Source organism: Chryseobacterium sp. LJ668, assembly GCF_019613955.1.
GTDB lineage: Bacteria > Bacteroidota > Bacteroidia > Flavobacteriales > Weeksellaceae > Chryseobacterium.
In genome coordinates this window covers 1,814,857-1,840,204 of record NZ_CP080443.1, presented here as the reverse complement: position 1 = coordinate 1,840,204, position 25,348 = coordinate 1,814,857, and the positions used below count along the sequence as shown (strand labels likewise).

At 34.8% G+C, this 25,348-nt stretch carries 27 protein-coding genes and 1 tRNA gene; 11 read left to right on the top strand and 17 right to left on the bottom strand.

The features are described from left to right. The first annotated feature begins 15 nt into the window (after nt 1–15). On the top strand, nt 16–351 hold the full coding sequence (locus K0U91_RS08610) for a DUF3276 family protein (protein WP_219970319.1): 336 nt from the start codon (nt 16–18) through the stop codon (nt 349–351). Between the two features lie 93 nt (nt 352–444). Here the strand turns inward: K0U91_RS08610 and K0U91_RS08605 are convergent. From K0U91_RS08605 to K0U91_RS08555, 11 genes are all read right to left on the bottom strand, one after another. After that, nucleotides 445–521: transfer RNA gene (locus K0U91_RS08605), tRNA-His, on the bottom strand. 36 nt (nt 522–557) lie between these two features. Beyond that, nucleotides 558–1,277: a bacillithiol biosynthesis deacetylase BshB1 gene (gene bshB1, locus K0U91_RS08600; protein WP_220180759.1), complete on the bottom strand. Its 720-nt coding sequence runs from the start codon at nt 1,275–1,277 to the stop codon at nt 558–560. Nucleotides 1,278–1,438: 161 nt separating this feature from the next. Next, the gene (locus K0U91_RS08595; RefSeq protein WP_220180758.1) at nt 1,439–3,091 is read right to left on the bottom strand and encodes a tetratricopeptide repeat protein; all 1,653 of its coding nucleotides are present in this window, start codon (nt 3,089–3,091) and stop codon (nt 1,439–1,441) included. A 90-nt stretch (nt 3,092–3,181) separates the two neighbouring features. Beyond that, nucleotides 3,182–4,051: a PstS family phosphate ABC transporter substrate-binding protein gene (locus tag K0U91_RS08590; RefSeq protein ID WP_220180757.1), complete on the bottom strand. Its 870-nt coding sequence runs from the start codon at nt 4,049–4,051 to the stop codon at nt 3,182–3,184. Beyond that, entirely contained in the window at nt 4,044–4,241 is a 198-nt protein-coding gene (locus K0U91_RS08585) for a C4-dicarboxylate ABC transporter (protein ID WP_258561932.1), read from the bottom strand. Before K0U91_RS08585 ends, K0U91_RS08590 begins: the two co-directional genes overlap by 8 nt. Nucleotides 4,242–4,313: 72 nt before the next feature. Next, nucleotides 4,314–5,156, bottom strand: a complete 843-nt coding sequence (locus K0U91_RS08580; RefSeq protein ID WP_219970315.1) for an energy transducer TonB — start codon at nt 5,154–5,156, stop codon at nt 4,314–4,316. Between the two features lie 23 nt (nt 5,157–5,179). Then, a complete protein-coding gene (locus K0U91_RS08575; RefSeq protein ID WP_219970314.1) occupies nt 5,180–5,749 on the bottom strand; it encodes an ExbD/TolR family protein in 570 nt (189 codons plus the stop codon). Nucleotides 5,750–5,763: 14 nt separating this feature from the next. Continuing rightward, on the bottom strand, nt 5,764–6,363 hold the full coding sequence (locus K0U91_RS08570) for an ExbD/TolR family protein (RefSeq protein ID WP_219970313.1): 600 nt from the start codon (nt 6,361–6,363) through the stop codon (nt 5,764–5,766). Between the two features lie 55 nt (nt 6,364–6,418). Continuing rightward, nucleotides 6,419–7,291, bottom strand: coding sequence for a MotA/TolQ/ExbB proton channel family protein (locus K0U91_RS08565; RefSeq protein ID WP_219970312.1), 873 nt, complete (start codon nt 7,289–7,291; stop codon nt 6,419–6,421). 239 nt (nt 7,292–7,530) lie between these two features. Continuing rightward, nucleotides 7,531–10,344 carry a leucine--tRNA ligase gene (gene leuS / locus K0U91_RS08560; protein ID WP_220180756.1) on the bottom strand — a complete coding sequence of 938 codons (2,814 nt, stop codon included), beginning with the start codon at nt 10,342–10,344 and terminating at the stop codon, nt 7,531–7,533. A 160-nt stretch (nt 10,345–10,504) separates the two neighbouring features. Further along, the gene (locus K0U91_RS08555) at nt 10,505–10,978 is read right to left on the bottom strand and encodes a lipocalin-like domain-containing protein (protein WP_219970310.1); all 474 of its coding nucleotides are present in this window, start codon (nt 10,976–10,978) and stop codon (nt 10,505–10,507) included. A gap of 146 nt (nt 10,979–11,124) precedes the next feature. Between K0U91_RS08555 and K0U91_RS08550 the strand changes: the two genes are divergently transcribed. After that, nucleotides 11,125–11,877, top strand: a complete 753-nt coding sequence (locus K0U91_RS08550; protein WP_220180755.1) for a glycosyltransferase family 2 protein — start codon at nt 11,125–11,127, stop codon at nt 11,875–11,877. Further along, nucleotides 11,877–12,503, top strand: a complete 627-nt coding sequence (locus tag K0U91_RS08545; RefSeq protein ID WP_219970308.1) for a deoxyuridine 5'-triphosphate nucleotidohydrolase — start codon at nt 11,877–11,879, stop codon at nt 12,501–12,503. Before K0U91_RS08550 ends, K0U91_RS08545 begins: the two co-directional genes overlap by 1 nt. Here the strand turns inward: K0U91_RS08545 and K0U91_RS08540 are convergent. The 5 genes from K0U91_RS08540 to K0U91_RS08520 all read right to left on the bottom strand — a co-directional run bounded on the left by K0U91_RS08540 (nt 12,495) and on the right by K0U91_RS08520 (nt 16,691). Beyond that, nucleotides 12,495–13,730 (bottom strand): 3-deoxy-D-manno-octulosonic acid transferase, encoded by a 1,236-nt coding sequence (locus K0U91_RS08540; RefSeq protein WP_220180754.1) that lies wholly within the window; start codon nt 13,728–13,730, stop codon nt 12,495–12,497. The genes K0U91_RS08545 and K0U91_RS08540 overlap by 9 nt on opposite strands. A 2-nt stretch (nt 13,731–13,732) precedes the next feature. After that, on the bottom strand, nt 13,733–14,203 hold the full coding sequence (locus K0U91_RS08535) for a DUF1648 domain-containing protein (protein WP_220180753.1): 471 nt from the start codon (nt 14,201–14,203) through the stop codon (nt 13,733–13,735). Nucleotides 14,204–14,205: 2 nt separating this feature from the next. Next, nucleotides 14,206–14,922 carry a C40 family peptidase gene (locus K0U91_RS08530; protein WP_220180752.1) on the bottom strand — a complete coding sequence of 239 codons (717 nt, stop codon included), beginning with the start codon at nt 14,920–14,922 and terminating at the stop codon, nt 14,206–14,208. An 86-nt stretch (nt 14,923–15,008) separates the two neighbouring features. Further along, complete coding sequence (locus tag K0U91_RS08525) at nt 15,009–15,656, bottom strand: O-methyltransferase (RefSeq protein ID WP_220180751.1); 648 nt, start codon at nt 15,654–15,656, stop codon at nt 15,009–15,011. 201 nt (nt 15,657–15,857) lie between these two features. After that, nucleotides 15,858–16,691 (bottom strand): OmpA family protein, encoded by an 834-nt coding sequence (locus K0U91_RS08520; protein ID WP_219970303.1) that lies wholly within the window; start codon nt 16,689–16,691, stop codon nt 15,858–15,860. An 85-nt stretch (nt 16,692–16,776) separates the two neighbouring features. Between K0U91_RS08520 and tilS the strand changes: the two genes are divergently transcribed. The 6 genes from tilS to K0U91_RS08490 all read left to right on the top strand — a co-directional run bounded on the left by tilS (nt 16,777) and on the right by K0U91_RS08490 (nt 23,065). Next, nucleotides 16,777–18,090 (top strand): tRNA lysidine(34) synthetase TilS, encoded by a 1,314-nt coding sequence (gene tilS / locus K0U91_RS08515; RefSeq protein WP_220180750.1) that lies wholly within the window; start codon nt 16,777–16,779, stop codon nt 18,088–18,090. Between the two features lies 1 nt (nt 18,091). Further along, nucleotides 18,092–20,155 (top strand): protein-disulfide reductase DsbD family protein, encoded by a 2,064-nt coding sequence (locus K0U91_RS08510; RefSeq protein WP_220180764.1) that lies wholly within the window; start codon nt 18,092–18,094, stop codon nt 20,153–20,155. A 211-nt stretch (nt 20,156–20,366) separates the two neighbouring features. Further along, complete coding sequence (locus tag K0U91_RS08505; protein ID WP_220180749.1) at nt 20,367–20,891, top strand: biopolymer transporter ExbD; 525 nt, start codon at nt 20,367–20,369, stop codon at nt 20,889–20,891. 62 nt (nt 20,892–20,953) lie between these two features. Further along, nucleotides 20,954–21,481 carry a hypothetical protein gene (locus K0U91_RS08500; RefSeq protein WP_220180748.1) on the top strand — a complete coding sequence of 176 codons (528 nt, stop codon included), beginning with the start codon at nt 20,954–20,956 and terminating at the stop codon, nt 21,479–21,481. Nucleotides 21,482–21,490: 9 nt separating this feature from the next. Beyond that, on the top strand, nt 21,491–22,273 hold the full coding sequence (locus K0U91_RS08495; protein ID WP_220180747.1) for an alpha/beta fold hydrolase: 783 nt from the start codon (nt 21,491–21,493) through the stop codon (nt 22,271–22,273). Then, complete coding sequence (locus tag K0U91_RS08490) at nt 22,274–23,065, top strand: patatin-like phospholipase family protein (RefSeq protein WP_219970297.1); 792 nt, start codon at nt 22,274–22,276, stop codon at nt 23,063–23,065. Between the two features lie 18 nt (nt 23,066–23,083). Here the strand turns inward: K0U91_RS08490 and K0U91_RS08485 are convergent, their stop codons facing one another. Continuing rightward, complete coding sequence (locus K0U91_RS08485) at nt 23,084–24,088, bottom strand: DHH family phosphoesterase (RefSeq protein WP_219970296.1); 1,005 nt, start codon at nt 24,086–24,088, stop codon at nt 23,084–23,086. A 202-nt stretch (nt 24,089–24,290) separates the two neighbouring features. Here K0U91_RS08485 and rpmH point away from each other — a divergent pair, with 202 nt between their 5' ends. Continuing rightward, nucleotides 24,291–24,449 (top strand): 50S ribosomal protein L34, encoded by a 159-nt coding sequence (rpmH, locus tag K0U91_RS08480; RefSeq protein WP_034679005.1) that lies wholly within the window; start codon nt 24,291–24,293, stop codon nt 24,447–24,449. 156 nt (nt 24,450–24,605) lie between these two features. Further along, complete coding sequence (locus K0U91_RS08475) at nt 24,606–25,316, top strand: cell division ATP-binding protein FtsE (RefSeq protein ID WP_219970295.1); 711 nt, start codon at nt 24,606–24,608, stop codon at nt 25,314–25,316. Nucleotides 25,317–25,348 lie beyond the last annotated feature (32 nt).

Here is a 25,348-nt window from a genome sequence, read left to right as displayed (position 1 = left end):
AAAAAATATCTAACAATGAGTGAATACAAGGAACGCCATGAAAATGAAATTTTCACGAAGGTGTTAAAAGCAGGAAGAAGAACTTATTTCTTTGATGTGCGGGAAACGAAAGCGGGAGATTATTATCTTACGATTACCGAAAGCAAAAAGAATTTCGGAGAGAATGGAGAGGCTACATTTGAGAAGCATAAAATCTATCTTTATAAAGAAGATTTTAAGAGTTTTCAGGAGATGTTTAATGAATCTACAGATTTTATCATCAATGAAAAGGGAGAAGATGTAATCTCTGAAAAGCATGATAAAGATTTCAAAAGCAGAACATTCACGATCGATTCTGACGACGAAGTTTAATACAAATCTAAACCAGATAAAAAATACAAGCATCTTTTCGGATGCTTTTTTAATGCAAAAAAACACATTCTCAAAGAAAATGTGTTTTTAATATGGGGTGAATGAGGGGTCTCGAACCCCCGACCTCCGGAACCACAATCCGGCGCTCTAACCAACTGAGCTACAATCACCGTTTCGTGGGTGCAAATATAGAAAATTTATTTTAGTTACAAAACAAATCCTTCAAAATTTTTCAAAGCTATCAATCTTTCTGTTGTAAAGCCCTCTGCAAAGGCTACTCCTGACAATCTTCCAAGATCCTGTGCTCTATAAGTCAGGCTTTCAAAAAATTCTTTTGTGGCAATCGGAGTTACTGGTTCTGTAGATGACGGGTCATAAAATTGAGTTTTATATGCCATGCATGCTTCAAGTTTCTTTTCAAGATGCTCTGATATATCGATTACAAATTCAGGCTTGATATCTCTCCATTGGATATAGTGAAAAATATGTTTGGGTCTCCATACATCCTGCGTTTCTCCCTTTGAAATGGTTTCTATTTTTCTTAAACCCGCGAGAAAGCATGCATCCGATACTAATTTGGCAGCTTTTGCATGATCCGGATGCCTATCATCGATTGCGTTCGCCAGAACGATTTCCGGGCGGTATTTCCTGATCATTTCTACGATTCGCATCTGATATTCTTCGGAGTTGAGAAGAAAGCCATCTTTCATCCCTAAATTTTCTCTTGCCACAATACCCAATATCTTAGCGGATGCGGCGGCTTCTTCTTTCCGGGTTTCATCTGTTCCGCGTGTGCCAAGTTCACCTTTAGTAAGATCGACAATAACACATGTTTTACCCTCTGAAATTAATTTTGCAATTGTTCCTCCACAACCTAACTCAACGTCGTCGGGATGCGCACCGAATGCAAGAATATCTATTTTCATTTATCCTTTAGTTTTAATTATCTTATGTAACGCCATTAAGTTTGATCATATTCCAGAATTTTCAATCTCGTACGTTTCCATAGTTTCAAATATATGACTTAAAATAAAAACTTCCCAAATCAAATGATCGGGAAGTTTAATTGTTATTTTTTAAAATCAAATTATTTATTGATTTCTGTATTTAATTTTACCGCATCCTGATAGGTAGGATCCAGCTGTAGAGATTTTGCAACGTAATCTTTTGCTTTTACTTTATCAGTATCTTTAGATAAGTACGCAACCGCAAAGTAGGCATAGGCCAAAGTCTGCTTATTAGCTTCAATTTCCGCAGGTTTTACTGTGGCAATATACTTTTCATAAGCAATCTTAGCTGCATCATTATTTGTTGCTTGCTGATAAGCGTAACCTAAACTGTAATAAGCAGGAGCCCAATCAGGTAGGATTGTACTCATTTTCTGCCAAGTTAGGATCGCACCATTCCAGTTTTTTACATCCTGATAAGCTGTTGCCAATTTATACAAAGCATCAGAATCCTGTGCATTTGCAGCAACCTGTTTTTTCAAAGCGTCAATCTGCGGACTTGTAGGACCTGCATCAACGGATGATTGAGAGGCTGCACCTCCACCACTGATTTTAGCCAATTCCATATCCCATTTCATCGTCTCATCTTTCGCAGCTTTTGCAATCGCAATCTTCTGTTGAGATTCTGTTGTCAAAGCAGCCTTTTTACCTGCATCTGTTTCAGTTTTAGCTAAGCCTGCAGCAATAAGACCTTGTAAACCCTGATCGGCAGGCTGTAATCTAGATTTTTCTGCCTGTGATACGAAGGTATCCATATTTTGTTTTGCTTCAGCATATTGCCCGTCTGCATAGTTAACGTATGATCTTAACTTAAATTTGATAGGATCATTAACTTTATCAAAAATCTTATCCAAAATCATTTTTGAGTTCGCATAATCTTCATTGGTGAAATACAATTTAGCAATCTCCAATTGAGTGTACGGATCTTCATCTGCATATTTTGTATAGTTGATCAGATCCTGTGTTGCTTTTGCATTTTCCTGATACTTGATATTGAAAGCCGCTAAAGCTTTATAAGCAGGCGCATATGTTGGGTCCGTAGAAATTGCTTTTTCAATACTCGTCTTAGCCTGTTGCCACTGCTGAGCAGCCATCCAAAGTGTTCCTATTCTCGTATAAACGGAAGCTTTATTTTTAGCCAAAGGCAAGGCTTTGTCATAAGCAGACATTGCATCACCAGGAATTTTTTTCAATCTGTAAGCATCACCAAGTGTATAGTAATAATTTGCAGGAACTTCTTTTTTAGCCGCTCTCTCAATTGCTTTATTCAAAAACTGAATTGCCAGATCCGGAGAGTTATTCTTTTCAAATAAAGTTAAAGCTTCAGCTGCTCTGAAAAGAACTTCGGCATCTTTCTCTCTTGAATCTGTAACTATTTTCTGAATTTCAGCAATAGCACTTTTATCACCTTTACCTAATTTAACTGTTGCTAAACCAAGTTTATTTAAATAACTTTTACTGTCTGCAGCAAGACCTTTATTGAAACTGTCAGTTGCCTGAGCGAAATCCGGCTCTGATTGTCTTAAATATGTATTTCCTAAATAGAAATAATTTTCTGCTTTTGGCTCTTTGGCAATCATCTGAGTGAAATTGTTTTTTGCCTGAGCAAATTTATCACTGTCGATACTGTTAATACCTTCTTGTAACGTTTGTGCAATTGCAAAATTGCTAAAAAATACAACCGTTGCCCCAAAAGCAATCTTCTTTACATTCATAATCATTATATCTTTCATTATATATTTTCTAAATTGAACTTAAATTAATCCACAATTTTCAGACCAAAACAAATGATTATTATGGCATTAAGATTAATTTAATATTATTTAACGCATTTGCACTTCCCTCCTGTAAATATTATACGGCTGCAAGCCTTCTTTCTCTACGATCATCTGACCAAGTTGTGTGCAGGAATATCTTATAAAACCATTAGCAATGTTAAAATTCCCTTCATTGGTTAAGAAATATAAGACTCTTGTAAAAGGATATTTCATTTCCCTCAAACCTTCAAGATTTGCAGAATATAGCTTACCATTAGTTTCAACCGGTAAAATTTTGACAAGCTCTCTTAGTTTCTCAGCATTTTTGTCGTACGGCCTGCTTAACGTATTGAGCCCTACCACACCGATTTTGCTTGGGTACTTATTTAATTCTTCAATGACATTTGTACTTCCGGGGATAATAGAATATTTTAAATCTTTAGGAAGCTTTTTTAACTTTTGAGCTACAAAATTCAGATTACTTGAATTTGCCCCATCAAAAATAAAATTTTTATCTTCTGACAACATTCCTCGAGAAATCTCTTCCATGGTAATGCTTGTCCTACTTGAATTTTTAGGAACAACAAAAACTACTGCATCAGCGGCAAATTTTGCAGGTAAGAATTTAAGATCTACCTGTTCTTCATAAGCTTTTACTTCTTCTGCAGACAAATCTTTTGACATAACTGCAATTCTGGCTTTATCATTTAATAAATCTAAAAAACCTAGATCTTCTTTTTTTGTAATTACTTTAATTTTCGTATCCGGATAGGTGATCATATATCCGTCTGCCAAGGCTTCAGTTACACTTTTAAAAGATTCGTCCGTCAGAATTGTAAGATTACCTCTATGATAAGATGGGGATTTATCTTCTTTTTTTGAACAGCTTACAACTGTAAGAACCAAAAATAGAATTGTATATTTAAAATTATTCATTGTCTCCAGTGTTTTTAATTTTTGAAACCGCCCGCCAAATTCTGAATACGCCATACAGCATAACTACAGCACCAAGTGGATACGCAACCGCAGGCTCTAGAATCGTAAAGAAGAATTTATAAACAATAATTACAACTCCTAAGACAATATAAAATAATCCTGTAACTAAAGACAACCAATTAAACATCATATAACAAAAGTATTAAAAAAAATAAAAAGAGAAGCAAATGCTTCTCTTTTTTAATAGTATTTAAGATAAATATTAACCTTCAAAATTCATCGTTAGCGGAAGTCTGAATCTGTAACGAACAGATTGACCATTGATTTTTGCAGGAGTCCATTTATTTTTAATAGACTTAATTGTTCTAACAGCTTCAGAATTAAAATCCGAATTTTTACCGTTAGCTTTTACATCTGTAATTGTTCCATCTCTCTCTACTACGAAAGTTACTTCTGCTTTTACAGTACCTTCATCTCCATTCATTGCTGAACCATCAAAATTACCAGACACTTTATTTCTAAAAGCATTGATACCTCCGGGAAATTCAGCAGTTTGCTCAACCTCGCTATAAACCTGAGTATCACTCACCTGAGGCTTAACTTCAGCTGTTGAAGTTTTTGTACCAGTAGATGGCGGTGGTGGTGGCGGAGTATAAGCTGGAGTTTTCACACCTTCTTGTGCAGTCACACCCGTTTTAGTATCAATTTGTTCCGAAATTTTGGGAGGTGGAGTTTCATTTTTAGGAATTTTCACCGGTTCTGGAACCACATTTTGAATAACTTCAATTTTTTCCTCTTCTTTTGGTGGCGGAGGAGGTGGCGGTTCATCAGGTTTAACCTCTTCTATAATTGGCTCATCTTCAAGAATTTCCACCAATTCAGACTTAACTTCAACCTTGTCAGGCGCAGTCAAATTTTTAATAGTAGAATAAATGAAAGGTGATAAAGCAGCAACCAAAAAAAGTGATGTTCCGATGATAAAAGATTTCGTTAGTAATCTTGGATAACTACTTCTTAAATCATAAGCACCATAGCCTTTATTTCTATTTTCAAATACAATCTCATCCAGAGATCCATTTGATCTGTACACATTTTCGTCTGCCATTGTAATATTTTAAATGGTTTTTACTACTTCGTTACGGGAACCTGATTACCAGAATTCCCTACTTTTTTATCGTAAATAGCTTTTTCATATGGCTTAAGATCGGTAACACCGTATCTCTCGCTTTTTGTAATTGCCATTTCATCTAAAACATCTACGAAGTTTTTATATACTGCATCATCTGTGGGCTTAATAATCACAGTAAATTTATTTTGATCTTTCGCTTTAGATTTTGCTTGTTTAATAATCGCTCTCAAACCCTCTCTATCAAAATTAGTTTCATTGAGATTTGCGTCATTTAAAGACGTTGGATCCTGCTGATGCCAATATATCTTATTATTTTTTCCTAATAATAACGTAATTGAATTTGTTAAATCAATATCTGTTGGAGGGGGTTTAGGTTGGTCCTTTTTAGGTTTTGCAGGAAGACCCAAATCCATTACATTTGGTTTACTAAATGTTGTTGTAAACATAAAGAATGTAATCAAAAGAAAACCTAAATCTACCATTGGAGTCATATCTACTCGGGTACTTTGCTTCTTGGAGCGTACCTTACCGCCTTTAGCGCCCTTTTCCTGTACTTGTACTTCTGCCATTTTTTACAATCGTATTATTCAGATTTTTCTTGTGACGTTATTAACCAAAAGTTTAGAAAGTCAATATCTCTTAACCCCTCAAATAAACTTTTAACATTTGGAAATTTAGTGTTTACATCACCTTTTATAGCTAATTTATACTTTGGGTTCACACTCAAACTTTGCTGTATCCAATCTGTTAATTGTGTATTTGTGCTGTCCATGGGAACCCCAGAACCTTTATAATTTTTCTGCGCATCTCCTGGCAAATCTAAAAAACTTTTTAGCTGGTTCATAGGAACCCCAATTGCCTGAACTCTTTGAAATGCTGCTTTTTGATTATTATCAAAAGAAATATTATACTTTTGACTCATTTTATCTAAAAGCTTTCCTCTCTCTGTTGCATTTTCTACCGGTTGGAAATAAAATTTTCCTTCTGGAGTTGCATTGACAGTCATTAAACTGGCATCAGGAAGTAATTTTTCTGAGATTGAAGATGGCGGTTTGATCTGCTCCACATCAGGCTTTTTAAACTGAGTGGTCAATATAAAAAACGTAAGTAGCAGGAATGCAACGTCACACATCGCCGTCATATCCGTCACTACCCCATGTCTTTTTGGTTTGAGTCTCGCCATTATTTTAATATTTTTAATTAAACTCTTTACTATGCAAATATATTGCTATAAACTCTTAGTTGAATTCAGCAAAAGACTGCTGAATACTCATTGCGATCTCATCAATCTTATATGTCAAACCATCAATTTTTGATGTAAAGAAATTATAAAGAATAATCGCAATTGCAGAAGTACCAATACCTAACGCCGTATTAATCAAAGCTTCAGAAATACCTGTTGACAGCGCAGCGGCATCTGGGGTACCACCACCGCCACCTAATGCAGCAAATGCTTTGATCATCCCAATTACAGTACCTAACAATGCCACTAATGTCGCAACAGTACCCAAAGTTGAAAGAATCATCATGTTTTTTTCTAACATTGGCATTTCCAGAGTAGTAGCTTCTTCAATAGCTTTGTTCAAAGCAACCATTTTCTGCTCTTTATTTAGCGTGGTATCATTGGATAGAGCCTTATATGTTGTAAGACCTTCCTTCACCACATTTCCTACAGAACCTTGTTGTCTATCACACTCTTCTAAAGCTTCGTCTATTTTATTTTGATTTAATAAACTTCTCACTCTTACCACAAAATTATCCAGATTTCCTTGACCAGAAGCTTTACTTAAGATGAAAAATCTTTCAATTGAAAAAACCAATACAGTAATCATGAATGTAATCAAAATTGGCACAATAAATCCACCTTTGTAGATTGTTCCAATAATTCCTCCTGTTGGTGGTTCAATATTTTTAGACTCCACATCAGAAAAAGCTACTGAGATAGCGTCTTTGAACTGTTCTGGATCTTTAAAATTTCCAGGTGCACCAAAAATAAATAAATAAATTCCGATTCCTATAAGTAATAGAATAGGAATAATTACAGCCGGATTAAGACCCCCTGCTTTTTTAGCAACTACTTGCTCATCATTTTTTGAAACATTCATTTCCATATTTAACTAAATTATATTGTTTAAAAATTTTAAAGTTGTAAAATAAAGGCAAAATAACTTAAAATGCAATAGTCTTAAATAAACATTTTGTCTTTTTTTGATAACGGAAATTTAATACGATTCCGATATTGTAATTATATCTAAATATTTTACTGATTTTTGTCATTAAATCAAATTACATTAAAAAATCAAAAAAATTAGGGGTTGATTTTTTTGAAATTGCCAATGTTAAATTTGTTTTAAATTACAATATTTACAATCTTTTTAGGCACTACAATAATCTTTTTTGGTGCTTTGCCTTCTAAAATCTCTTTCATTTTCTCATTTTGAAGCACTAAAACTTCTACTTCTTGCGCTGAAAGTTGAGCCGACAGAGAAATTGTAAATTTCATCTTACCGTTAACACTTACCGGATAATTAATTTCCTCTTCAATTAAATATTCTTCGTTGAGCTCAGGGAATTTTTCAAACTCGATAGACTCGCTGTGACCAAGCAAATTCCATACCTCTTCGCAGATGTGTGGTGCATAAGGGGAAATTATAACGGCCAAAGGCTCTAAAATATTGCGTTTGTTGCACTTTATTTTCTGTAACTCATTGACAGCGATCATGAATGATGAAACTGAAGTATTGAAAGAAAAATTTTCAATATCAAAAATTACTTTCTTTATTAATGTGTGAAGAATTTTATATTCTGCTTTTGTAGGCTCTTCGTCTGAAACTTCGAAAACATCGCCATTGAAATATAAATTCCAGAATTTTTTCAGAAAACCGTAAACTCCACTTAGACCTTGAATGTTCCAAGGTTTGGATTGTTCCAACGGCCCTAAAAACATTTCGTACAATCTTAATCCGTCTGCTCCGTATTCGTCACAGATATCATCTGGATTTACTACATTATATGTCCTCTTAGACATTTTGTCGACTTCCCTTTCAGTAATTAATTTTCCTTCTTCTAGTATAAATTCAGCATTACTAAATTCCGGTCTCCAATTTTTCAGCTTATTAACATCAATTTCATCTGTAGTTCCAACCAACATTGAAATATCAACCGGGATTTTCTGAGTTTGATATTCGCTTGCCAAATTTTTAGAAACAATTTTATTAATTCCATCAATTCTATGAATTAACGCACTCATCCCCAAAATCATCCCCTGATTGATCAACTTCTGGAAAGGCTCATCATGATTAATATATCCTCTGTCTTTTAAGAACATATTCCAGAAACGAGAATACAGTAAGTGACCGGTTGCGTGCTCGCTTCCACCAATATATAAATCTACTTGTCCCCAATAATCTGTCAGTTCTTTTTTAGCAAAAACCTCATCATTATTCGGATCCATATATCTTAAGAAATACCAAGAACTTCCTGCCCAACCCGGCATGGTAGACAATTCTAACGGGAAAACATTTTGATCATCAATTAAATCTGTAGCAACTACTTTTTGATTCGTCTCATCCCATGCAAAAGTTTTTGAATTTCCTAATGGCGGATCGCCGTCTTCTGTCGGTAAATATTTTTCAACTTCAGGAAGTTCTAACGGCAACGCAGAATTTGGCAATGTGTAAGGCATTCCTTCCTTATAATAAATAGGAACCGGCTCGCCCCAATAACGCTGTCTTGAAAAAATCGCATCACGCTGTCTGTAATTAGTCGTACCGTGACCGATTCCTTTTTTCTCGATAGCATCTATGATCAATGCTTTGGCATCATTATAATTTAAGCCGTTTAAGAAATCAGAATTGACACAAACCGAATCTTTTGAGTCAAAAGATTTTTCGTGAATATTTTCTTCTGTTTCTACAACTTTTTTAATATCTAAATTAAATTTCTTTGCAAACCTGTGGTCGCGCTCGTCATGCGCAGGAACAGCCATCACAGCTCCCGTTCCGTAACCCATCAATACATAATCTGAAATATAGATCGGCATCTTTTCTCCGCTGAACGGATTGATCGCATAACTTCCCGTGAAAGCGCCTGAAACGTTTTTCACGTCCGCCATTCTATCACGCTCAGTTTTTTTGGAAGTTTGTTCAATATAAGTATCGACTTCAACTTTTTGTTCTGCAGTTGTAATATTTTCAACCAACGGATTTTCAGGCGCCAAAACCATAAAAGTTGCTCCAAAAATAGTATCAGGTCTTGTTGTGAAAACTTCGATAATTTCTTCGTGATTTTCTACCTGAAATTTCACTTGTGCTCCCTGAGATTTTCCGATCCAGTATTCCTGAGAATCTTTCAAAGGTTGCGGCCAATCTAAAGTTTTAAGACCCTGCAACAATCTCTCTGAGTAGGCAGAAATTCTCATGCTCCACTGCATCATTTTCTTTTGAAAAACAGGGAAGCCGCCTCTTTCTGATTTTCCGTCTTTTACTTCGTCGTTGGCTAAAACTGTTCCTAAAGCAGGACACCAATTGACAGTTGTTTCTGCTCTGTAAGCTAATCGATAATTTAATAAAACATCTTCTTTATCTATTTCAGAAGCATTTTTCCATTCTTCTGAAGTGAAATTTAGTTCATCGTTTTGACTGGCATTTAATCCTTCCGTCCCTTTTTCTTCAAAATGTTTGATCAACGTTGAGATAGATTCTGCTTTGTCTGTATCTTTATTATACCAGGAATGGAACAATTCAATAAAAATCCACTGTGTCCATTTATAATAAGAAGCGTCCGAAGTTCTTACTTCTCTGCTCCAGTCGAATGAAAAACCAATTTTCCTAAGTTGCTCCTCGTATCTGGTAATGTTTTGTTCAGTAGTAACCGCAGGATGTTGCCCTGTTTGGATTGCGTATTGCTCAGCAGGAAGACCGAAACTATCATAACCCACAGGATGCAGAACATTAAAACCTTGATGTCTTTTATATCTCGCATAAATATCCGAAGCAATATATCCCAGCGGATGTCCGACGTGAAGACCGGCTCCCGATGGATACGGGAACATATCAAGGACGTAAAATTTAGGTTTATCGGTTAAGCCGGAAGTCTTGTACGTTTGATTGTCTTCCCAGTATTTCTGCCACTTTTTTTCTATCTGCTGATGATCGTAAAACATTCTTTTAAAAGTATAAATTATATTGATTTCACAAATTTAGTGTTTTTTATCAAAAAAAAATCTAGACTAAAATGCCTGTCCTGAACTAAATTTAAATTAAAAAAACAAAAAACTCCAGCAAAAACTGGAGTTGTATGAATAAATAGTAAGTTTGATAAAACTACTGCGCAATTCTTTTAAAGGTGTACGTGGTTGCTTTGTACACTGTAGGATCCACATTATCCTCAATCTTCAGGTTCATTGTTTCTGCATTCAGATCAACGATTTTTCCTTTTTCAGAAACTACCGTTCCCTGATATTTGATTTCGAAATTCTTATCCGTCTTATTGTAAATGTAAGTAAAATTACGTTCGGAAATCGTGGTACAAGTCAAAGGTGAACCTGCTTCATCCTTATTTGTTCTTTTTCCTGTAGCATTTTCGTTAAAAACCCAACGAGATTCTTGCTGACATGTAGTGTACGTAATCTCATCAGAAAACCCGACACCGTCAAGATCAATCTGGGTTCTCACTTCTGCAACCGGCTTCCAGGTTCCAACGATTGGAAACTCCTGCACAGTATCTTCGTCATCGTTACATGCGGTAGTAGCTACCATTAATGATAAACCTGCAAATAATAATGCTAATTTCTTCATAGATCAAATTTTTCAAGGCATAAAATTATGATTTTTTATTAAAATTCCACTATTTTTTTTGAATTTTGGAATCATAATTTGCATTTTCTTACAAATACAGCTTTTAACGACCATTTCCAAAGCCTTATATTTGCAAAAAATACCGAATGCCCGAAGTTTCCATCATCACTCCCTGCTATAATTCTTCAAAATTTTTGGAAGAAACAATTAGCTCTGTACAAAATCAGACGTTTACAGATTGGGAATGGCTGATTACAGATGACCGATCTACTGACGATTCTGTGGAAATTATTCAAAAACTGAATGACTCAAGAATAAAACTTACCATCTCTGAAAAAAACGGAGGCGCAGGACACGCCAGAAATGTATCTTTAAAAAATGCGACCGGAAGATTTATAACATTTCTGGATGCAGACGATTTTTGGGAACCCGAATTTCTTGATGAAATGGTTGCTTTTATGAAAAAAGAAAATGCTGAAATTGCTTATTCTACCTACGCGAGATGCGATGAAAATCTGGACCCTAAAATTGAAGATTTTAAGGCAGATAAAGTGGTTACATTTGATAATTTATTAAAAACCTGCCGGCTTTCTCTACTCTCATCAATGTACGATTCTAAAAGAGTTGGTATAGAGTATTTTCCCGAAGGAAGCAAACGTGAAGATCATGTCATGTGGCTCAATTTACTTAAAAAAATACCTGAAGGAAAACCGCTGCCAAAAACTATGGCAAAGTACAGGATGCATGCAACAAGTGTTTCACGAAAAAAACAGCACATCATCAAAGATCAGTATTTAGTTTATAAAGATTTTATGAAATTTTCTACCTTAAAATCTTTGTATTATACTGCCAATTGGGCAATCAACGGATTTTTAAAGTACTCTAAAATATTTAATTAATGGAATATTCAAAAGAATTTAAGACTGCATTGAGTAATTTTTCTGCCATAGAAAAAGACCGTCTGATTTTCCGTTTGCTGAAAAAGGACAAACTGTTGTCAAAAAAACTTTATTTTGAACTGATCGACACCGAAACCACCGACCAGAAGCGAAATCAGATGGAAGAACAGATCAGTGAAAGAGTTCTTTTAGCATCAAAATATATAGGAAATCCTAAATATTTTTTAGTTCTGATCAGAAAAATAAGTGCAGAAATCACCGAGCACGTCAAAATTACAACCGATAAATTCGGAGATATTTATCTACAGCTTTACCTTGTCAATTCAATTTTAGAAAGTAATGATAAACTTAATAATCAAAGATTTGACAATATATACAAACTTTATATTTATCTGATCAATAAACTTCTGAAGGCTATTATTTCAATAAAAAAACTTGACGAAGATTACTGGATGGAATTGAATGAAATATTAGAAAGTCTGGAATCAAAAATTCATGATAATAAATATCTGGAAAAGCTTTGCATCAACAACAGCTTTGATTTTGACTGGTTAACGATTGAAAAAATTCCTGATCATCTGGATTTGATCATAAAAGATATTAAAAGCCAGGGATTTCTAAAGTGACAGAATTTTCTTTAAAATCAATTCCGAAGAATTGGGTTGCTCTGCAACAAACCGATCAGCATTTTCAGACATTTCTTTTAAAATATTTGGATTATTTAATAAATTTAAAGCAAATTCTGCCGCTTCATTTTCGTGTTCAAAAGATTTTCCGCCATTAGATTTAATTAAATCATCGGCTTCGGGATTTTTTATGTAATGACATCCGAAAATTACAGGCACACCGAAAGTCGCTGCCTCAAGAATATTATGCAGTCCTGAATCATGAAAACCACCACCAACTACCGCAATATCTGCATAAGAATACAATTTTGAAAGCAACCCGATACTGTCGATGATTAAAGTTTGAGAGTCTGAGGATTGGAGAGTTTGAGAATTTTTTAAATTGCTGTAAAGAATTGCGTCTGGAAATAATTCTTTTAAATTTTCAACTCTTTTCAGATCGTGTGGAGCGATGATTAATCTAATATTTTGATTTACAGAAATCATTCTCGCTATTTTCTCTTCCGCCTGCCATGAGCTTCCAAAGACAATTGATTTTTTATCACCAATAAATTCTCTGATAAAATCGACATGATTATCCCTGTTTTTCAAATGTTTTACACGATCAAATCTGGTATCTCCTGTGACCGAAGCATTTTTTAAACCGACACTTTTTGCCAGAAAATAAGAATGCTGTGTTTGATGAAAAAACCAGTCGACATTTTTTTGCAACTGCTTTACAAACCATTTCCCGTAAGATGTAAAAAAAGATTGACTTTCATAAAATAATGCCGAAATAACAACTATTTTTACATGTTTATTTTTCAGCTCCTGAAAAAGATTATACCAGTAATCATATTTCACCGTAAAAAATAGTTCAACATTAATGTGACTAATAAATTCTTTTACATTTTCCTTCGTGTCAAATGGCAGATAACAGATTACATCCGCAATATTTTTCTTTTTAACAACATTCTCATACCCCGATGGCGAAAAAAACGTAATTAGTATTTTATGTTGCGGAAAATGATCTTTAAGCTTTTCTAAAACCGGTAAACCTTGTTCGTACTCTCCCAAGCTTGCAGCATGCATCCAGATGACCTTGTCTGAAGTTAAAAAGACAGATTTAACACGACTTACCGTTTCTCTTCTTCCTTTAACCCCTTTTTTCGTTTTATCATTTAATAATGAAAAAACTTTCATTCCGAAAATGAGAAGATGGATGAATATGTTGTAAATGAAATTCAATTTTAAATTTTAGATGTTTCTGACTTTCTTTCTCTCAGCATTCTGAAAATATGTATTCCTATCACAACGAATAAAAGAGCTAAGAAAACAAAAACTGCATTGCTCATTTCCCGTAATTTACCTTGTGCAATAAGGATACTTTCAACTACAGTATCTAATAATAGAAGAAGTATTGAAAGTAATATACTGTACGCAAAAAGCTTTAAACTTTCTCTATTCCGGTAACTGTTCGGAACATTCAAAAGTGGTGAATCAGGATTTTTTGGAATACCGACAAGCAGTAAGGATACAAATGTTGCGATTCCTGGTAAAAACCAGATTGCCCGCTTTTCGCTTTCTCCGTCTACCGTTCCGTTAACTGCAAAATGAGAAGGAAGAGTTTCTGGTAAACCTGCGTAATTAACTCCTGTGAAACCCCATATGAAAATAAGGAGCAGAATATTGATGACTAAAAGTATACTCGAAGTTTTCATCGTCAAAGCACGCTTTTGATAACTCTTAATTTATGAGTATGCTTATTCATTTCTTTATTGAAGATCCCAGTCGAATCTAATGTATCGATTCTCACTTTACCCGAAGCGTGAATGATTTTCTGATTGTCAAGCATGATCCCGACGTGAATAATTTTCCCTTCAGAATTTTCAAAAAATGCAAGATCTCCGGGTTGGCTTTCTTCTACAAAACTCAAAACATTACCCACCTCTGCCTGCTGGTAGGTATCCCTTGGAAGCTTTACATTGTGAATTTTGTAGACCAGCTGTACGAAACCGGAACAGTCTACTGCAAAAAAGCTTTTTCCGCCCCATAGATAAGGAACATTTCGGAATTCTTTGGCTGTCAATGCAATGCTTTCACGCAAATCATGACTTCTACGCGATGCTACAGCAGGATATTCTACTTCAGAACCCATAGAAAGCAAAGTACGGCCGTCATTCGTGATAACAGATGAGAAATCTTCAGTAATCAGAGTTACTTTTCTACCGGCAAGATATTCTTCGGTTACAGGCTTAATTTGTTTGGTATCCATCCAGCCTTCGTACCCGTCATAATGCATTTTTATTTTGGTCCAGTTTTTATTCACTTCCAAAATATCTGCGCTTTCGCCAAATAATATTTCTGTGACAATTTCTGCTTTGTCAGCATTTTCTGCACGCACCGGCGCTACTGTCACAACACAAATTCCTTTATCCATTTATTTATATTAAAAGATTAATGATTTAAAGATTAAAAAAATTAGAGGTAAGAATCTTTCAATTATTTAATATTTAAATCTTTTAATTATTTCCTGCGAAGCAGATTTACTCCGTCACGCAAAGGTAAAATAAGATTTTCAAAATCGTCATCTTTCGCTGCCAAATCATTAAGCTCCTTAATAACCTGCGTAGATTTCTGTTTCGGGGTTTCTTCTAAAACCTTCCCGTACCAAAGAACATTATCAAATATGACCACAGAACCTGATTTTGTTCTTGGCTTAATTAATTTAAAATATTCTGCATAATTTTCTTTATCTGCATCTATAAAAACCAAATCGAAAACCTCATCTGTCTCTTTTAAAAAATCTTTGGCATCCTGAAGTTTAAAATTGATCTGTCCTGAATATTCACTTTCTGAAAAATATTTTTTTGGCAGATACGCTAAGTCTTCGTTGACATCCAGAGTTATCAGTTTCCCGTCTGCTGATAAGCCTTCTGCCATACAAAGTGTTGCATAACCTGTAAATGTGCCTATTTCAAGAATATTTTTTGGCTGTAGGATTTTTGAAATGATGGTCAGTAATCTTCCCTGCTGATAACCCGAAATCATATGTGGCTGAGTCGTTTTCTGAAAGGTTTCTCTTCTCAGTTTCCTGAGAATTTCAGGCTCCGCTGAAGCATGATTTTCCAGATACCTGTCCATTTCAGAATTTTTTTCTTCAAAAAAGCTCATATTGATAATTTTACGGTTCAAATTTACTTAAATATAAATAATTTTAGGAATTGACAACACCGATATTTAATTGAAATATGGCAGAAACACAGATGTGGTGTAATGGTTTTACTAGATGAATCTTTTTACAACTTAAAAAGATGTTGTATAAAAAATCCCGATAAAAATTTTACCGGGATTTGATTTAGAGTATTTTATTCATTATTTCTTAGGAGTAATATCCATCAATTTCATAAACTCATCAAGCTTTGGCATAATAATGATCTCTGTTCTTCTATTCTCTGCTCTTCCGGAAACACTCATGTTGGTCGCTTTCGGATTGTATTCTGACCGACCACCTGCTGTGATTCTCGCAGGGTCAACACCAAACTGACTTTGCAATACTTTTGCAACCGAAGTTCCTCTTAATGCAGAAAGATCCCAGTTATCTCGCGGTAAGTTTGCTGAGCTTAATGGTGCGTTATCTGTATTACCTTCGATCAATACAGAATATTTATCGTAATCGTTGATCACTTTTGCCACTTTACCCAGAACTTCCTGAGCGGCCGGAAGCACATTGTAATCTCCCACTTTATATAACATTTTATCTGAAAGCGAAATCATCACCACTCCTTTTAGCACTTTTACCTGAACGTCATCATCAGTTACATTATCCAAAGATCTTTTTAACTTGTTTGACAAAGCTAAATTCAAGCTGTCATTCTTTGCGTTAGAAGAGATCAACTGTTTGATATACATATTGGAAGAATTGATCTCTCCTACCAATTTATCAATATTTGCAGAGCTTTTTCCGGTATTAGAAAGACACGCATCCAAAGATGACTTCAAAGCGTCATGTTGGCTTTTTAATAAGTTATTTTCCGCGGTCAAAGTAGAATTCTGACCTTTCAGATCCTGAATTTCTCTCTGTCTTTCGCCAATATTTTCGATACACTGTTTGTAGTTGCCGCTTAATGCGTCATACTGCTTTTTACTTACGCAAGATGTTACACCCAACACCATCGCAGAAACTGCTAAAATTTTAAAAATCTTCATAAATAATCTTTTTTAGACGAACCAAATTTAAGAAAATTCAATTTAATTATATGGTTTATCTTTACGCAAAAGAATTCTAAGCCTCATGTTGGAAAAATCGGCCTTCAAAAAACAACTCGAAAATTTCACTGAATTTCCTGAAAATCAGACGTATCTTTTAGCAGTAAGCGGAGGTTCAGATTCTATGGTTTTAGCTTTTCTGTTTCAAGGACTTGGTTTAAAATTTCAGGTTGCGCATATAAATTATAAGCTCCGGGGACGAGAATCTGATTCGGATCAAAAAGTGGTGGAAGATTTCTGCTCTGAACATGATATCAGATTTCATCTTTATGAAGTTTCAGAAAAAGACAGCAAGCCTGAACATTCTATTCAGCTTTGGGCAAGAGAACTTCGATATGAGTTTTTTAAGCAGATTCAAGAAAAAGAAAATTTAGAATTTTTAGTGACAGCACATCACCTGAATGATCAGCTTGAAACTTTTATTATTAATTTATCTAAAGCTTCCGGTATTAAAGGCTTGCGTGGAATTCCTGCAAACGACAATAAAATTTTGCGTCCGCTTTTGCATTTTTCTAAAGATGAAATTTATGATTTCGCCAATAAGAATCAAATTGAATATCGGGAAGATTTGTCTAATAAAAAAAGTGATTATTTAAGGAATAAAATCCGAAACGAAGTGGTTCCTAAACTTCTGGAAACAAACGATCATTTTTTGGAGAATTTTAAAAAGTCTTTATCATATTTAAATCAGACCAAAGATTTTGTTCAGCAACAGATTGAAGAAATTGAAAACAGAATCACGATTTCAAGCACAGAAAATAAAATTTTAGATAAAGAAAAACTCAATCTTGAAAGTGATTTTGTGAAATTTGAAATTTTAAAAAAATACGGTTTCGACAAGGAAGAAGAAATTAAAAAAATCTTTAAATCTGAAACGGGAAGTTCTTTTTATTCGAAGGATTTTCAGCTCATCATCAACCGGAGCGAATTGATTTTTATCTCATCAAATCAATGGATAAATACAAATGAGATTATTTTAATCGAAAAATCGGATATTTCTGAAAACCAAACCATCATTAATCTCGAAAATACCATTGCAACCATCGAAGGAATCAATAAAACTTTCAATTGGGATTTTGATGCAGAAAAAATCACGTTTCCGTTGAAATTAAGGAGGAAAGAGGAAGGAGACGTCTTTTATCCCTCTGGTTTTTCGGGAAAAAAGAAGGTTTCTAAGTTTTTTAAGGACGAAAAATTGTCTATTTTAGCCAAGCAAAAAATTTGGCTTCTGGCAGATGGAAACAATACTGTTTTAGGAATTATCCCTTTCAGGCAAGACAAACGCTACGCAAAAGATGAGAAAACGAAAAACATTCTCACAATTTTTAATGAAAAGTAAAATGAAATTCAAAAACTGGTTTTTACTCATTCTCCTGTTCTTATTCACGGGAATCAATGCACAAATAAAAAATCCTGTAAAATTTAAATTCACTGTTAACGACCTTGGCAATAATCAATACGAAGCTGTTCTGAATGCAACTTTGGAAAGCGGTTGGCATATCTATTCAAGAGACATTCCGGAAGATACGGGAATACCGACTGAATACATCGTTTCGGGAAAAAACATTGAACTGATCGGTAAATTTCAGGAAGTTGGAAAAAAGCATGAAGAATTCTCTGAAGCTTTCGGCGGAAAAATTATTTTTTATTCAAATTCGGCAGGTTTTAAGCAGAAATTCAAATTAAAAGACGGAACAAAACCGGGAGAAGTTATAGCTGAAATTACTTACCAAACTTGTGATGACAGAGTTTGCCTCGCTCCGAATACATTAGAATTCACCCAAAAAATTACGCCAAAAGGAGTTGCGGAAGATGCTGTTGCGCCAACTGAAGCGATAAAAGATACTGTAAAAACTACGGAAACTGTTGTCGAAAATCCAATAAAAAGTGAAGTTGCTGTTACGGAAACTTCAAAACTTGATCCTAAACAGTTAAAAATCGCGTCAATCGATTTCAAAAAACCTTTGACAGACTGTGGAAATAAAGCGGTTACAGCATCAGAAAATTATTGGATGTATTTATTTTTAGGATTCATTGGCGGATTGATCGCTTTGCTGACACCTTGCGTTTTTCCGATGATTCCATTAACAGTTTCTTTCTTTACAAAAGGAAGTCAAAACAAGGCGAAGGGAAAAAGAGATGCTTTGATCTACGGATTTTTCATTTTGATGATTTTTGTTTTATTAAGTGTTCCTTTTCATTTGATTGACGGAATTGCGGGAAATATTTTCAACGAAATTTCTACCAGTGTCTGGCTGAATGTTGTGTTTTTCATCATCTTTATTTTCTTTGCGGGAAGCTTCTTCGGATATTACGATATTTCGCTGCCAAGTTCGATTGCGAACAAATCTTCAAAAGCCGAGGAAGCGGGAGGAATTATCGGTATTTTCTTCATGGCACTGACTTTAGTGATTGTATCTTTCTCCTGTACAGGTCCTATTTTGGGAAGTTTATTGGGAGGATCTTTATCTGGTTCATCTCATATCCCGACACTTTTAACATTGGCTTTAACAGGTTTTGGTTTGGCATGGGCGATTATTTTTGGACTTTTAGCATTATTTCCACAGGCTTTACAAAGTCTTCCGAAATCGGGAGGTTGGATGAATACCGTGAAAGTAGTTTTAGGTTTCATAGAATTGGCTTTAGCTTTAAAATTTCTATCAAAAGCAGATTTAGTTTCAAAAACTTTCTTAATTAAAAGAGAACTTTTCATTGGAATCTGGATCGTTGTCGGGATTGGCTTAGCTTTATATTTATTTGGATTGATCAGATTTCCGCACGATGATAAAAAACCAAAAATTTCTTTAACAAGAAAGGTTTTGGGGGTTTTAGGAATTGGTTTTGTAATTTATCTTATTCAGGGATTAATTCCTGCAGACAGACCGAAAATGCAATTATTAAGCGGAATTTTGCCTCCATTGAATGTAAGTTATTTCCATGATGAAAAAGATGGAATTTTAGGAATGAAACCTGAGCACGATTTCTTTAACGCCATTGAATTAGCTAAAAAAGAAAACAAACCGATCTTGATTGACTTCACAGGTTATGGTTGTGAAAACTGTAGAAAAATGGAAGAATTTGTCTGGAGCGAACCTGATATTTTACCCATTCTTCAAAATGACATTGTTTTAGCTTCATTGTATGTGGATGACAAAGAAGAACTTCCTGAAGATCAGAAAACCAAAATTGATCTTGGTGAAGGACAAGTGAAAAGAGTAAAAACAATTGGTGATCGATGGAGTTTGTTCCAACAGGTGAATTTTAATAATAATTCTCAGCCGCATTATGTTTTAATAACTCCGGACGGAAAAGTGATCAATGCTCCTGTCTCCGGATATATGCCGAAAGAAGATTTCAAAAAATTTCTTGAATGCGGAGTCAATTTTTATAAAAAGAATCAATAATCTCACATTCGAAATAATGGAAACTCGCATCGGAAAGATGTGAGTTTTTTGTTGCCTGAATTCTCAACTCACAATTATGCGAAACATTTCATTTAAATGAAAAATAGTTAACAATTCTTAAATTTAGGTATAAACTTTGCATAGATTTTTATAATTAAGAAACAATATATCAGTCTTTATTAAAAATTGTTTAACATTAAAAAATACTACTATGGCTGAATTGATGACACAAGAAAAACAAAGCGGAAGACAGAGAAAGAAACCGATAAGAATCGACATGACGCCCATGGTTGATTTGGGATTTTTATTGATTACCTTTTTTATGTTTACTACCAATTTTACCAAACCCAACGTGATGGATCTGGGGTTACCTGCAAAAGACCCTAATCCGATTCCAATAAATGATAAAGTGATTGGCGATAAAAATCAGGTTACCTTTATTCTCGGAAAAGATAACAGAGTTTTTTATCATCAAAGCAATGAGAAAGATCTAACCGAAAACAATCTGGAAGAAACAGATTTCAGCGGAGTAAAGATTTCGAAAATAATTTCTGAGGCTTACAATAAAGCTCCGAAAAAAGAAATTTTTACCATAATTATCAAACCGACTGATGAGGCCAATTACAAAAATTTCGTAGATGTGCTAGACAATATTTCAATCTCCAAAAAAGAAAGATACGGAATTACCGACATCAAACCTTGGGAAAAGAAAGTATACGAAAACGTAACAAAATAAACGCAAGAGCATTTTCACAATGCTCTTTTTTTATTTACATTTGAGAATATAATTATTTTTTAATGAAAAAAACTTTAGTGATCGCCATCGCAGGAATTCTCACATTTTCTTGTTCTAAAAAAGAATCTCAAAAAGCTGATGAAAAAGCTGACAGCACAAAAATCACAGACTCTGTGAATGCTGAGCGAGTAAAAACCAATGATAGTATAAAAGCTTTAAACAGCAAAAACCGTTTCAAAGATTTTAATGGAGCCCACCAATTCTTTTATCAGAATGACAGTTCTCCCAGATATTCAGGTTCCGTAAATTTCACGAGAATTGAAGATGAGCGAGATCATTATACCCTATCCGGAAATATAAAATCAGGTAAAAATTCCGTTACATTAAAAGGAATTATGATGGTAGTTTCTCCTAAACACATGAATTTTACAGGAGAAATCACTCAAAGTATTACTGATAATGACAACGGAAAACTATATACAAGAAAAGGAACCAAAACATTTATGTCAAAAGATGGCGGAAAAACCTATAGACTTCAGGATATGGTAAATGGTTCGGGTTTTGTAGATTATATTGACATTCAATATTAATTTTAAATTATGCTCAACTTCGAAAAGAAAGGCAAAGGGAAAGAAACTTTAGTATTGCTCCACGGTTTTATGGAAAATGTAAGCATCTGGAGTGATATGGAAGTACATCTTTCAAAAGACTTTACTTTGTTAAAAATAGATCTTCCTGGTCACGGGAAGTCTGATGTTTTAGCAGACGTACACACTATGGAATTGATGGCTGAAGAAGTGAAAAAAGTTGTAGACCATGAAGAGCTGGACAAAATTCATCTACTCGGTCATTCGATGGGGGGCTACTCTGCTTTGGCCTTCGCTGAAAAATTTCCTGAAAGTCTGAAAAGTCTGACCTTATTTTTTTCAACCTATTTTGCAGATGACGAAGAGAAAAAAGAGCAACGCATCAAAAGTTACCGTATCATTAAGGATGCTTTTGCACATTATGTAAGAGCCGGAATTCCTAATTTATTCAATCAAAATGAAAGAGATGTTCTGGAAGGAAAAATAGAAACAGCTCTGGAGATTGCACTTTCTACCAATAATCTCGGGGCCTTGGCTTGCGTGAAAGGTATGGTAGAGAGGACCGATAAAAAACATATTTTAGAAACCCTAGAGGCAAAAATTGTAGTAATTGCAGGAAAACATGACAATGCGGTAAAAACGGAAAAGACCATTGGGCATCTTCCCGACAGAACCAATATCAAATCTTACATTGTCGACTGCGGACATAATGGTCATTGGGAAAAACCTAGCATCTGCGCAGAAATTGTCAATACAGAGCTTCTTCATCATTTGCCGAAAAAATTTGTATTTTAAATGGGTTTATTCTCTTTCAAAAAAAAGAAACCGATTATCGGCCTTACTTTATCCGGCGGTGGCATGCGAGGAATTGCACATATCGCCGTTTTGAAAGCCTTGGAAGAATATGATCTGAAGCCGCAAATTATTTCCGGAACCAGCGCCGGATCAATTGTTGCAGCCTTCTACTCCATCGGAACATCTCCGGATGAAATGATGGAAATCGTCAGAAAAACCACATTTTTCTCACGCTCTTATTTAAAGCTTTCAAAAAACGGAGTATTTAGTTCAAAATTTATTCTGAAATTACTTAACGATTACTTTCCTGAAGATGATTTTAAAGTTTTAAAAATTCCGGTTTATGTTGCGGCTACAGAAATGACACATGGAATTGTTGATTTTTTTTCGGAAGGTGAATTATTCATGCCGCTTTTGGCCTCTTCAAGTGTTCCGTTTGTGTTACCGCCCGTGAGAATCGGGGAAAAAGTGTATGTTGACGGCGGAGTTTTAGATAATCTACCGATAGAACCGATCATTGACAAATGCGATTTCCTGATTGGCTCACACGTCAACTCCATCAGCTATGACAGCCTTGAAAATATGAGTTTAATGAAAGAATTTGACCGTATTTTACATCTTGCGATCGCAAAATCAGTTTATTCTAAAGCAAAATCATGTGATATATTTTTAGATCCGCCAAAAATGACCAAGTTCAGTTTATTCAATAAGAAATTTCTGGATGATATGTTTTCTGAGGTCTACGATTACACCTGTCAAGAGCTTGAGAAAAAGGGATATGCGAAGTTATGAGTTAATTAGTAAAATTAACTATAAGTTCTCATCAATCAATCTCTTTTTAAACGTCTCAATTGTTTCAGGTAAAGATTCCATAGATTTTCCTCCTGCTGCATTGATGTGGCCGCCACCGCTGAAGTACTTTCTTGAGAACTGATTTACATCGACATCATCTTTACTTCTGAAAGAAATTTTAATAAAATCTTCATACAGATCTTCCATAAAAAATGCGGACATTTTTACGCCGACTATGCTTAATCCGTAATTGACAAAACCTTCGGTATCACCTTTCTGGAAGCCATATTCCTGGAGCTCTTTTCTGGTTAAAGACAAAACCGCTACGGTACCATCATTTACCACTTCGATTCGTCCCAAAACAAGCGCGAGTAAATGAAGACGTGAAACAGTATTTGTATCCCATGTATTGGAAGTAATCACTGAAGGATCTGCTCCCTTTTCAATTAGATTGGCTACAATTCTATGCGTTGCTGCACTTGTAGACCTGAAACGGAAACCTCCTGTATCAGTCATAATTCCGGTGTAAAGACATTCTGCAATTTCTTTATTCACCAAATCTTCATCATCCATGGCCTCAATAAAATGATAAATCATTTGGCATGTTGCAGGAATGACGGTATCTGAATACACAAAATCAAAATTTTCCGGCTGTTGGTGATGATCGATAAGAATTTTTTTTGCCTTCGCTCTCACTAACCAGTCTCCTAACAGGCCAATTCTTGCAGGCGAATTAAAATCTAAACAGAAGATCACATCCGCATCATAAATAAGGTCAGAAGCTATTTTTCTTTTGTATTCCCCGATGATGTTTTTCTTTGCTTCCGGCATCCATTTCAGAAACTTAGGGAAATCGTTTGGCGTTACCACTTCAGATTCAATACCTTTTGCACGAAGATAATGTTTAAGCCCTAAACTTGAACCAATGGCATCGCCATCCGGGTTATAATGAGTAAGAATTACGATTTTATTTTCCGGAATAAGAAGTTGATTGATCTCTAAAAGTTCTGCAGGTGTAAACATGGAATTTCTTTAAATTTTAGTCTTCAAAGATAAAGTTTTTATGCGGACGAATCTTTAAAAAGTATATTCCCTCATTCGATTTTGTATTTTACTGATGGGATATTTCATCAAAATAATTTAAGATAATATTTGCACTTAATAAAAATATACATATATTTGCAACCTGAAAATTAATAGATAATTACGACTAAAATATATAGTAATGAGTAAAAGAACATTCCAGCCATCAGAAAGAAAGAAAAGAAACAAACACGGTTTCAGAGAAAGAATGTCTACGCCAAACGGAAGAAGAGTTTTGGCAGCGAGAAGAGCTAAAGGCAGAAAAAGCCTTACAGTTAGTTCTGCAAGAGCTAAGAGATAATTCTTAACTTACAATATACAGAATATGCTTGAAAATAAGTTTTTTCAAGCATTTTTTGTTGTTAAATTTTCCTAAATTTTAGGTTTATAAAGCTTCTTTTTTCTATTTTTAAAATCTGAAAAAATATTTTAGAAAAAGCCTCTAAAAATTGAATTTATGCCACATACCAATATATCCGGAGACAATATCATCAATCTTACGCATGCAAAAATTACCCAGAAAAATTTTACCGTGCTTACCGATGTCAATTTAAATATCAAGAAAGGCAGATTTTGCTATCTTATCGGTAAAACCGGTTCCGGAAAAAGCTCACTTCTGAAAACATTATATGGGCACATCCCTTTAGTAGCAGGACATGGCGAAGTTGTGGGATTTGATTTGGCAAAAATGAAAGCGTCTGATGTCCCCAATCTTCGAAGAAAACTGGGAATCGTTTTCCAGGATTTTCAACTGCTTTCTGACAGAACGGTAGAGAAAAATCTTAAATTCGTTCTCGAAGCTACAGGATGGAAAGACAAAGCGAAGATGGATGAGCGAATCAACGAAGTACTTTCGAGTGTAAACATGAAAGGAAAGAAGCACAAGATGCCTCATGAACTTTCGGGGGGTGAACAGCAGCGTATTGCAATTGCAAGAGCCTTACTGAATCATCCTGATTTGATTTTAGCAGATGAGCCAACAGGAAATTTAGATCCTGAAACATCTAACGAAATCATGACTTTGCTAAAGCAGGTTGCTGCAGATAACGGAGCTGCCGTAGTAATGGCTACCCATGATTATCACATGATTCAAAATTTCCCGGGAGAAGCGATCAGATGTGAAGACGGAAAGGTTTCTGTGTTGGATACTGCTGAGTTATTTGAATAAGAAATAATAGATTAAGAAATTGAGATGCTAAC

Excerpts from the sequence above, each read along its gene's own strand:
- K0U91_RS08530 (WP_220180752.1), bottom strand. The coding sequence starts at position 14,922 with ATGGATAAAGGAATTTGTGTTGTGACAGTAGCGCCGGTGCGTGCAGAA.
- K0U91_RS08505 (WP_220180749.1), top strand. The coding sequence starts at position 20,367 with ATGGCTGAATTGATGACACAAGAAAAACAAAGCGGAAGACAGAGAAAG.
- bshB1 (WP_220180759.1), bottom strand. The coding sequence starts at position 1,277 with ATGAAAATAGATATTCTTGCATTCGGTGCGCATCCCGACGACGTTGAG.
- K0U91_RS08500 (WP_220180748.1), top strand. The coding sequence starts at position 20,954 with ATGAAAAAAACTTTAGTGATCGCCATCGCAGGAATTCTCACATTTTCT.
- K0U91_RS08545 (WP_219970308.1), top strand. The coding sequence starts at position 11,877 with ATGGAATATTCAAAAGAATTTAAGACTGCATTGAGTAATTTTTCTGCC.
- K0U91_RS08575 (WP_219970314.1), bottom strand. The coding sequence starts at position 5,749 with ATGGCAGAAGTACAAGTACAGGAAAAGGGCGCTAAAGGCGGTAAGGTA.
- leuS (WP_220180756.1), bottom strand. The coding sequence starts at position 10,344 with ATGTTTTACGATCATCAGCAGATAGAAAAAAAGTGGCAGAAATACTGG.
- K0U91_RS08590 (WP_220180757.1), bottom strand. The coding sequence starts at position 4,051 with ATGAATAATTTTAAATATACAATTCTATTTTTGGTTCTTACAGTTGTA.
- K0U91_RS08585 (WP_258561932.1), bottom strand. The coding sequence starts at position 4,241 with ATGATGTTTAATTGGTTGTCTTTAGTTACAGGATTATTTTATATTGTC.
- K0U91_RS08535 (WP_220180753.1), bottom strand. The coding sequence starts at position 14,203 with ATGAAAACTTCGAGTATACTTTTAGTCATCAATATTCTGCTCCTTATT.
- K0U91_RS08520 (WP_219970303.1), bottom strand. The coding sequence starts at position 16,691 with ATGAAGATTTTTAAAATTTTAGCAGTTTCTGCGATGGTGTTGGGTGTA.
- K0U91_RS08610 (WP_219970319.1), top strand. The coding sequence starts at position 16 with ATGAGTGAATACAAGGAACGCCATGAAAATGAAATTTTCACGAAGGTG.
- K0U91_RS08595 (WP_220180758.1), bottom strand. The coding sequence starts at position 3,091 with ATGAAAGATATAATGATTATGAATGTAAAGAAGATTGCTTTTGGGGCA.
- rpmH (WP_034679005.1), top strand. The coding sequence starts at position 24,291 with ATGAGTAAAAGAACATTCCAGCCATCAGAAAGAAAGAAAAGAAACAAA.
- K0U91_RS08510 (WP_220180764.1), top strand. The coding sequence starts at position 18,092 with ATGAAATTCAAAAACTGGTTTTTACTCATTCTCCTGTTCTTATTCACG.
- K0U91_RS08565 (WP_219970312.1), bottom strand. The coding sequence starts at position 7,291 with ATGGAAATGAATGTTTCAAAAAATGATGAGCAAGTAGTTGCTAAAAAA.
- K0U91_RS08490 (WP_219970297.1), top strand. The coding sequence starts at position 22,274 with ATGGGTTTATTCTCTTTCAAAAAAAAGAAACCGATTATCGGCCTTACT.
- K0U91_RS08495 (WP_220180747.1), top strand. The coding sequence starts at position 21,491 with ATGCTCAACTTCGAAAAGAAAGGCAAAGGGAAAGAAACTTTAGTATTG.
- K0U91_RS08475 (WP_219970295.1), top strand. The coding sequence starts at position 24,606 with ATGCCACATACCAATATATCCGGAGACAATATCATCAATCTTACGCAT.
- K0U91_RS08550 (WP_220180755.1), top strand. The coding sequence starts at position 11,125 with ATGCCCGAAGTTTCCATCATCACTCCCTGCTATAATTCTTCAAAATTT.
- K0U91_RS08580 (WP_219970315.1), bottom strand. The coding sequence starts at position 5,156 with ATGGCAGACGAAAATGTGTACAGATCAAATGGATCTCTGGATGAGATT.
- K0U91_RS08485 (WP_219970296.1), bottom strand. The coding sequence starts at position 24,088 with ATGTTTACACCTGCAGAACTTTTAGAGATCAATCAACTTCTTATTCCG.
- K0U91_RS08570 (WP_219970313.1), bottom strand. The coding sequence starts at position 6,363 with ATGGCGAGACTCAAACCAAAAAGACATGGGGTAGTGACGGATATGACG.
- tilS (WP_220180750.1), top strand. The coding sequence starts at position 16,777 with ATGTTGGAAAAATCGGCCTTCAAAAAACAACTCGAAAATTTCACTGAA.
- K0U91_RS08555 (WP_219970310.1), bottom strand. The coding sequence starts at position 10,978 with ATGAAGAAATTAGCATTATTATTTGCAGGTTTATCATTAATGGTAGCT.
- K0U91_RS08525 (WP_220180751.1), bottom strand. The coding sequence starts at position 15,656 with ATGAGCTTTTTTGAAGAAAAAAATTCTGAAATGGACAGGTATCTGGAA.